Raw genomic sequence first — 6,648 nt, forward strand, 5'->3', positions numbered from 1 at the left:
CACCCCGCCCCCCGCGCCCCCCCCCCGGGCGGTGGGTGGGGGGTGTGGGGTTGGGTGCGTTCTGTCATTACCAACCCCCCCCCCCCCCCCCACGACCAGCTGTACCGAAGCCTGATCTGAGACACCTGTTTCCACCACCACCGCAGTAGTCGGCCCGGCGGCGGGTCCGGTTCCCGGCGGCGGTAATCTGCCTCGGCACCACCAGGGACACCTGTTCCACCACCGAGGAACCATCGGTGAATCCTGGGAGTGCCACGAAATGACGATTTCCGCGCCGGAAGCCGCCGTCCGCACGGTGGAACTGACCGTGTCGGGGATGACCTGCGCCGCTTGTTCGGCGCGGGTGGAACGCACGCTGAACAAGCTCGACGGCGTGCGCGCGTCCGTGAACTACGCGACCGAGCGCGCCACAGTTCAGGTGCCCGCGGCGCTGGCCGACGACGTGCTCATCGAGCGGGTCCGCAAATCCGGCTACACGGCGGAGATCCGCGGCGACGAGGATCCGGATCTCGGGTTCGCCCGGGTCCGCGATCTCCGGCGGCGGCTGGTCGTCGCCGCGCTGCTGGCCATCCCGCTGGGGAACCTCTCGATCACGCTCGCCCTGGTGCCGCGGCTGCGGTTCCCCGGCTGGGAACTCCTGTGCCTCGCGCTGGCCGTTCCCGTGGTGTTCTGGTCCGCGCTGCCGTTCCACCGTGCCACGCTGCGAAACCTCCGCCATCGATCGTCCAGTATGGACACTTTGGTGTCGCTGGGGGTGCTCTCGTCGTTCGCGTGGTCGGCTTGGTCGGCCTTCGCGGGCGGCGGCGAACCCGGCTACTGGATCGGCTTCGGCCCGACGGCGGCCGGCGCCGACGCGATCTACCTCGACGTCGCCGCCGGGGTGACCACCTTCCTGCTGGCGGGTCGGTACTTCGAGAGCCGGTCCCGGCGCAGTGCCGCCGGACTGCTGGCCGCGCTGGACGCCTTGGCCGCCAAGGACGTCCGGGTGCTGCGGGACGGCGTCGAGCGGATGGTCCCGATCGGCGAACTGGCCGTCGACGACCTGTTCGTGGTCAAGCCGGGGGAGTCGATCGCCGCCGACGGCCTCGTCTACAACGGACTGTCCACCGTGGACGTCAGTGCGGTGACCGGCGAGCCGGTGCCCGCGGAAGTCGCCACCGGGGACCGGGTCGTCGGCGCTTCGGTGAACCGGGACGGCAGGCTCGTCATCCGCGCGACCGCCGTCGGCGCGCACACCCAGCTGGCCCAGATGACCGCGCTGGCGGAACGCGCGCAGGCCCGCAAGGCCGCGGTACAACGTCTGGTCGACCGGATCTGCGCGGTGTTCGTCCCCGCCGTGCTCGGCGTGGCCGCCCTGACGCTCGCGGTCTGGCTGCTCGGCGGGGCATCCGCCCGCGAAGGTTTCGCGGCGGCGGTCGCCGTCCTCATCATCGCCTGCCCGTGCGCGCTCGGGCTCGCGACACCGACCGCGCTGATGGCCGGCGTCGGTCGCGGCGCTCAGCTCGGCATCCTCATCAAGGGACCGGACGCGCTCGAGGCGAGCCGCACGGTGGACACCGTCGTGCTGGACAAGACCGGCACCGTCACCACCGGGAAGATGACCGTCACCGCGTGCCGTCCCGCCGACGGGTTCACCATCGGCGAGCTGCTGCGGTTCGCCGGGGCCGTGGAGGCCGGTTCGGAGCACGCCATCGCGGCGGCCGTGGTGACCGCGGCGCGGGCCGAACTGCCGGACCTGCCCCCGGTCGAACGCTTCGGCGCGCTGCCCGGCCTTGGCGCGAAGGGCGAAGTCGAGTGGCACGAGGTCCTCGTCGGCAACGCGCGGTTGTTCGCCGATCACGGGATCGCCGCCCCCGACGACTTCATGGCAGCGGGCGGTGCGACGGCGATCCTCGTCGCGGTGGACGGCCGGATCGCCGGGCACCTGGCGGTCCGGGACGTCGTGAAGCCGTCGGCGCGGGCCGCCGTCGACGCTCTGCACGAGCTCGGCCTGCGGACCGTGCTCCTGACCGGCGACAACGAAGCCGCCGCCCGCGTGGTCGCGGACGAGATCGGCGTCTCCGACGTGCGCGCCGGAGTGTTGCCCGCGGAGAAAGCCGCGGTCATCGAAGAACTGCGGGCCGGGGGAGCGCGGGTCGCGATGGTCGGCGACGGGATCAACGACGGCCCGGCGCTGGCCACCGCGGATCTCGGCATGGCGATGGCCCAGGGCAGCGACATCGCGGTGCGCTCCGCCGACATGGTGCTGGTCCGCGAAGACCTGCGAGTGGTCCCCGACGCCATCCGGCTCGCCGATCGGACGCTGAGGATCATCCGGGGGAACCTGGTCTGGGCGTTCGGGTACAACGTCGCAGCGATCCCGCTGGCCGCGCTGGGGCTGCTGAACCCGCTGATCGCCGGGGCGGCGATGTCGCTGTCCTCCGTGCTCGTCGTGTCCAACAGCCTCCGGCTCAAGGACTTCGGCCGGGCGGACCGACGCGCTGCGTGACACTTCAGGGTGGTTTTGTACCATCGCCCCTCGGGACAAGGGGGCCTTCGTGAAGCCGTTGAACACCGGCGAACCCACCGGCGTGGGGCGCTACCGGGTGTTCGCCGCGCTCGGCGAGGGCGGGATGGGCCGGGTGCTGCTCGGGACCTCCTCCGACGGGCGCCTGGTCGCGATCAAGCAGGTCCATCCGGGTTTCGCGCACGACCCCGGCTTCCGCGAGCGGTTCCGCCGGGAGGTCGAAACCTCCCGTCTGGTGTCCGGCGCGTACACCGCGCCGGTGATGGACGCCGACCCGAACGCGCCGACACCGTGGCTGGCCTCGGTGTTCGTTCCGGGACCGGCGCTGTCCGACGCGGTCTCCGCCGGCGGCCCGCTGCCTCCGATGTCGATCCGGCATCTGGCCGCGGGGCTCGCGCTGGCACTGCGCGACATCCACCGGGCCGGACTGATCCACCGTGACCTGAAGCCGAGCAACGTCATCCTCACCGGCGACGGCCCCCGGGTGATCGACTTCGGCATCGCCCGCGCCGTCGAAGGCGACTCCGAGCTCACGCACACCGGCGCCGTCATCGGCTCGCCCGGGTTCATGTCGCCGGAACAGGCCGAGGGCAAACCGCTGACCCCGGCGAGCGACATGTTCTCGTTCGGCGCGCTGCTGGTGATGGCCGCGACCGGGTCGAACCCGTTCACCGGGACGTCCACCCCGCACACCCTGTACAACGTCGTGCACGTCCACCCCGACCTGCGGCAGCTGGCACCGGAGCTGCGGCAGATCGTCGAACCGTGCCTGGCGAAGAACCCGGCGGATCGGCCGTCACCCGCCTGGGTGCTGGAGCGGATCGGCCCGATCCCGCCGATGAGCAGCCCGTGGCCGCCGGTGGTGTCGCATCTCATCGAGACCCAGCAGGCCGAGGTCGGGCGGCTGCTGAACCCGCCGCCTCCGAAGCGATCCCGTCGTGGCCTGTACGCGGGGCTCGCCGCGGCCGCGGTCGTGCTGCTCGTCGGCGGTGTCGTCGCGGCGGTGTCGCTGTCCGGGGACGATCCGCCGCCTGCGGCCGTCGCGCCGAGTTCGCCGCCGCAACCGGACGAGCCGGTCGCCACCCCGGTCAACCAGGACCCGCTCGGCCCGGACAACCTGCGCCGGGTCGACCTGTGCAAGGTCCTGAAAGGTCGTGACGTGCCCGGCTTCGGCAAGCTGAGCATCGAGATCGACATCCATTTCGACTCGTGCACGTTCTCTTCGCCCGCGGGCAAATGGCTGGAGCTGGGGGTCGGCGGCGACCTGGTCGACGGCCAAGCCGACGGCGAGCTGGAAGGGCTTCCGTTACGCGTCAAGGGCTCCGACGACGCGTGCGCGGTCGCCGTGCCGGTCTCCGGTCTGCCGATCACCAAACTCAAAGCCGACGTGAACTCGATGTCCACAAAGGACGAGGCGTGTTCGGTGGTGAAGGCCGCCCTCGCCGACGCGGTCAAACGGATCCGTGCAGGCGGGCAGGAACGCGAGCTTCCCGCCGGGACCTTGGCGCCGCTGGACCCGTGCGCGCTGGTCGGCCCCGCGACCACGGACCGGCTGATCGGCCCGGTCGTCGAAACGATCCGCGAACATCTGCACACCTGCCGGTACGACGCGGCGGGCAGCGTCCGGGTGAGCTTCGTGCGGGCGTATCCGCCGGTCCAATCGAAGGACTCGTACTACACGGAGACCGCCACCCTGGATCTCGGCGGTGCCAAGGTGTACCTGGGGAAGAAGGATGACGGCGTCGCCCGCTCCAGCTGCTCGCTGACCTGGCAGCACCGGTCCGTCAGCGACCGCGACGGCGAGAACGTCGAGCTCACCGTCGGGACCAGCGGTACCAAGATGACCGCCGACCAAGCCTGCGAGAAGGCCAAGGGCTTCGCCGGGGCGCTGTTGCCGAAACTTCCGAAACCCTAGGGCTGACCAGTGAAACCGTTGAACCCCGGGGAACCCCGGCAGATCGGCCCGTACCGGATCATCGCCGAGCTCGGTGAAGGCGGGATGGGCCGCGTCGTCCTCGGCCTGGCCCCGGACGGCAGGCTCGTCGCGGTCAAACAACTGCATGCCCAGTTCGCGCACGACCCACGCTTCCGTGAGCGGTTCCGGCGGGAGGTCGCCACGTCGCGGCTGGTTTCCGGCGCCTACACGGCCGCGGTCATGGACGCCGACGCCGAAGCGGAAACCCCTTGGCTCGCCTCGGTCTTCGTCACCGGGCCGTCCTTGAAGGAAGCCGTGGACGCCGCCGGGCCCCTGCCCGCCGGGTCGGTGCGGCTGCTGGCGTCCGGGCTCGCCGCGGCGCTGACCGAGATCCACCGTGCCGGGCTGATCCACCGAGACCTCAAGCCCAGCAACATCATTCTGACGAGTGACGGCCCCAGGGTGATCGACTTCGGCATCGCACGGGTGGCGGAGGACGCGCAGGACCTCACCGGGACGGGCGCGATCATCGGCTCGCCCGCGTTCATGTCGCCGGAACAAGCGGGCAGCGGGCAGGTCACCGGCGCGAGCGACGTCTTCTCCCTCGGCGCGATCCTGGTCATGGCCGCGACCGGCCGCGGCCCGTTCACCGGACCGACCGCGCCGCAAACGCTGTATAACGTCGTGCACGCCACCGCGGATTTCAGCGACGTCCCGGACGAGATCCGGCGGCTCGCCGAACCCTGCCTGGCCAAGGATCCCGCGCGGCGGCCGACTCCGGAACAGATCCTGGACTTCCTCGGCCCCGTGCCGCCTGGTGTGGCGCCCTGGCCGCCCGCCGTGAACGCCCGGATCCGGCAGCAGGACACCGAAGTGCGCTCGGTGCTGGCTTTGCCGCTGCCGATCTGGCGTCCGCCGCCCAAGAAGATGGCGCCGCGGACGAAGAAGATCCTGTTCGGCGCGCTCGCCGCGGTCGTCCTGCTCCTGGTGTCAGGCGTGGTCGCGCTCGGCTTCACCATCGCCGACTATGCCAAGCCGGAGAACCCCGGAACGACGTCGCTGTCCGCGACCGACGCGCTCGGTGCGGAACGCCTGCGCCTGGTGGATCCGTGCAAGGTGCTAGCCGGCCGGTTCGTGCAGGAGTTCGGCACCCTGAAACCGGACACGGGCCTGACCTACCCCGCCCGCTGCAAGTACACCGGACTCGACGGCGTCAGCTTCGAGCTGCGGCTCGGCGAAGGCGTGTCCACGAGCAGCCTCGAGCGGACCGATCGCACCGCGGAGGGACTTCCGTTGCTGCGCAGCACGATCAGCGGCGGCTGCGATTCGGTCGTCCAGCTGCCGACGGAACGGCGGCTCGGTGTCGTCGTCTCCCATCCGGGCCGGGAAGGCGATCCCTGCAAGGCCGCCGACGACATGCTCACCGCCGCCCTCACCCGGCTGCGCACCCACGAGGTCGACCGCGCCGGCGACCCGGCGAGCATCCTCCCGCTCGACCCGTGCGCGACCGCTGATCCGGGGGTGCTCGGCAAGGCCATGCCCAACGCGCAGCCGGCCCCGCGGACGTTGCGGATCTGCGAGTGGGATGGCGGCCAGGACACGCTGACCGTCGAGTTCCAGCGAAGTGCGTACGCGCCCGAAGGTTCGCCGGTGGACCTCGGCAGTGGAGTCACCGGCGGCGTCCGGGAGTTCGGCGGCTCGAACTGCGCCGTCACCTGGCAGCATCGTCCGGCGCCGGACCGCGAGGCCGAACACGTCGCCGTGCGCCTGATCGCGCGCGAGGGGAGCGGCAGCCCCTGCGACCGGGCGAAGGAGATCGCGGTCTCGGTGGCCTCGAAGCTGCCGAAACCCTGAGCGTCGCGGATGGGGGGAACCCCTGTGAAGGCCCCGGAAACCGGTCCGCTAAGCTAGCTTCAGTACGAACAACTTCACCACGCGCGTTTAGCTCAGCGGGAGAGCGCTTCCCTGACACGGAAGAGGTCACTGGTTCAATCCCAGTATCGCGCACCAGGTCCGCTTCCTCCGGTGGACCGATGTTCGTACCGCGGGCGATTAGCTCAGGGGGAGAGCGCTTCGTTCACACCGAAGAGGTCACTGGTTCGATCCCAGTATCGCCCACCGCAGTGAAGGCCCCATCCGGCTCGGGTGGGGCCTTTCGCGTTGCGGGTGGTGGGGGGGGGGGGGGGGGGGGGGGGGGGGGGGGGGTGCGGACCGCACCCCACCCCAC

General features: G+C 71.3%; 3 protein-coding genes and 2 tRNA genes. All 5 read left to right on the plus strand.

Annotated features, from left to right (window positions below; genetic code table 11):
• Positions 1 to 259 precede the first annotated feature (259 nt).
• A complete protein-coding gene (locus tag ACIRGA_RS38560) occupies positions 260 to 2,488 on the plus strand; it encodes a heavy metal translocating P-type ATPase (RefSeq protein ID WP_400951524.1) in 2,229 nt (742 codons plus the stop codon).
• Between the two features lie 49 nt (positions 2,489 to 2,537).
• On the plus strand, positions 2,538 to 4,421 hold the full coding sequence (locus tag ACIRGA_RS38565) for a serine/threonine-protein kinase (RefSeq protein WP_400951527.1): 1,884 nt from the start codon (positions 2,538 to 2,540) through the stop codon (positions 4,419 to 4,421).
• A 9-nt stretch (positions 4,422 to 4,430) separates the two neighbouring features.
• On the plus strand, positions 4,431 to 6,275 hold the full coding sequence (locus ACIRGA_RS38570; RefSeq protein WP_400951530.1) for a protein kinase: 1,845 nt from the start codon (positions 4,431 to 4,433) through the stop codon (positions 6,273 to 6,275).
• An 81-nt stretch (positions 6,276 to 6,356) separates the two neighbouring features.
• Positions 6,357 to 6,431, plus strand: a tRNA-Val gene (locus tag ACIRGA_RS38575).
• 36 nt (positions 6,432 to 6,467) lie between these two features.
• A tRNA-Val gene (locus ACIRGA_RS38580) sits at positions 6,468 to 6,539 on the plus strand.
• The last annotated feature ends 109 nt before the right edge of the window (positions 6,540 to 6,648 follow it).

This window comes from Amycolatopsis sp. NPDC102389, assembly GCF_044765885.1.
Classification (GTDB): Bacteria; Actinomycetota; Actinomycetes; order Mycobacteriales; family Pseudonocardiaceae; genus Amycolatopsis.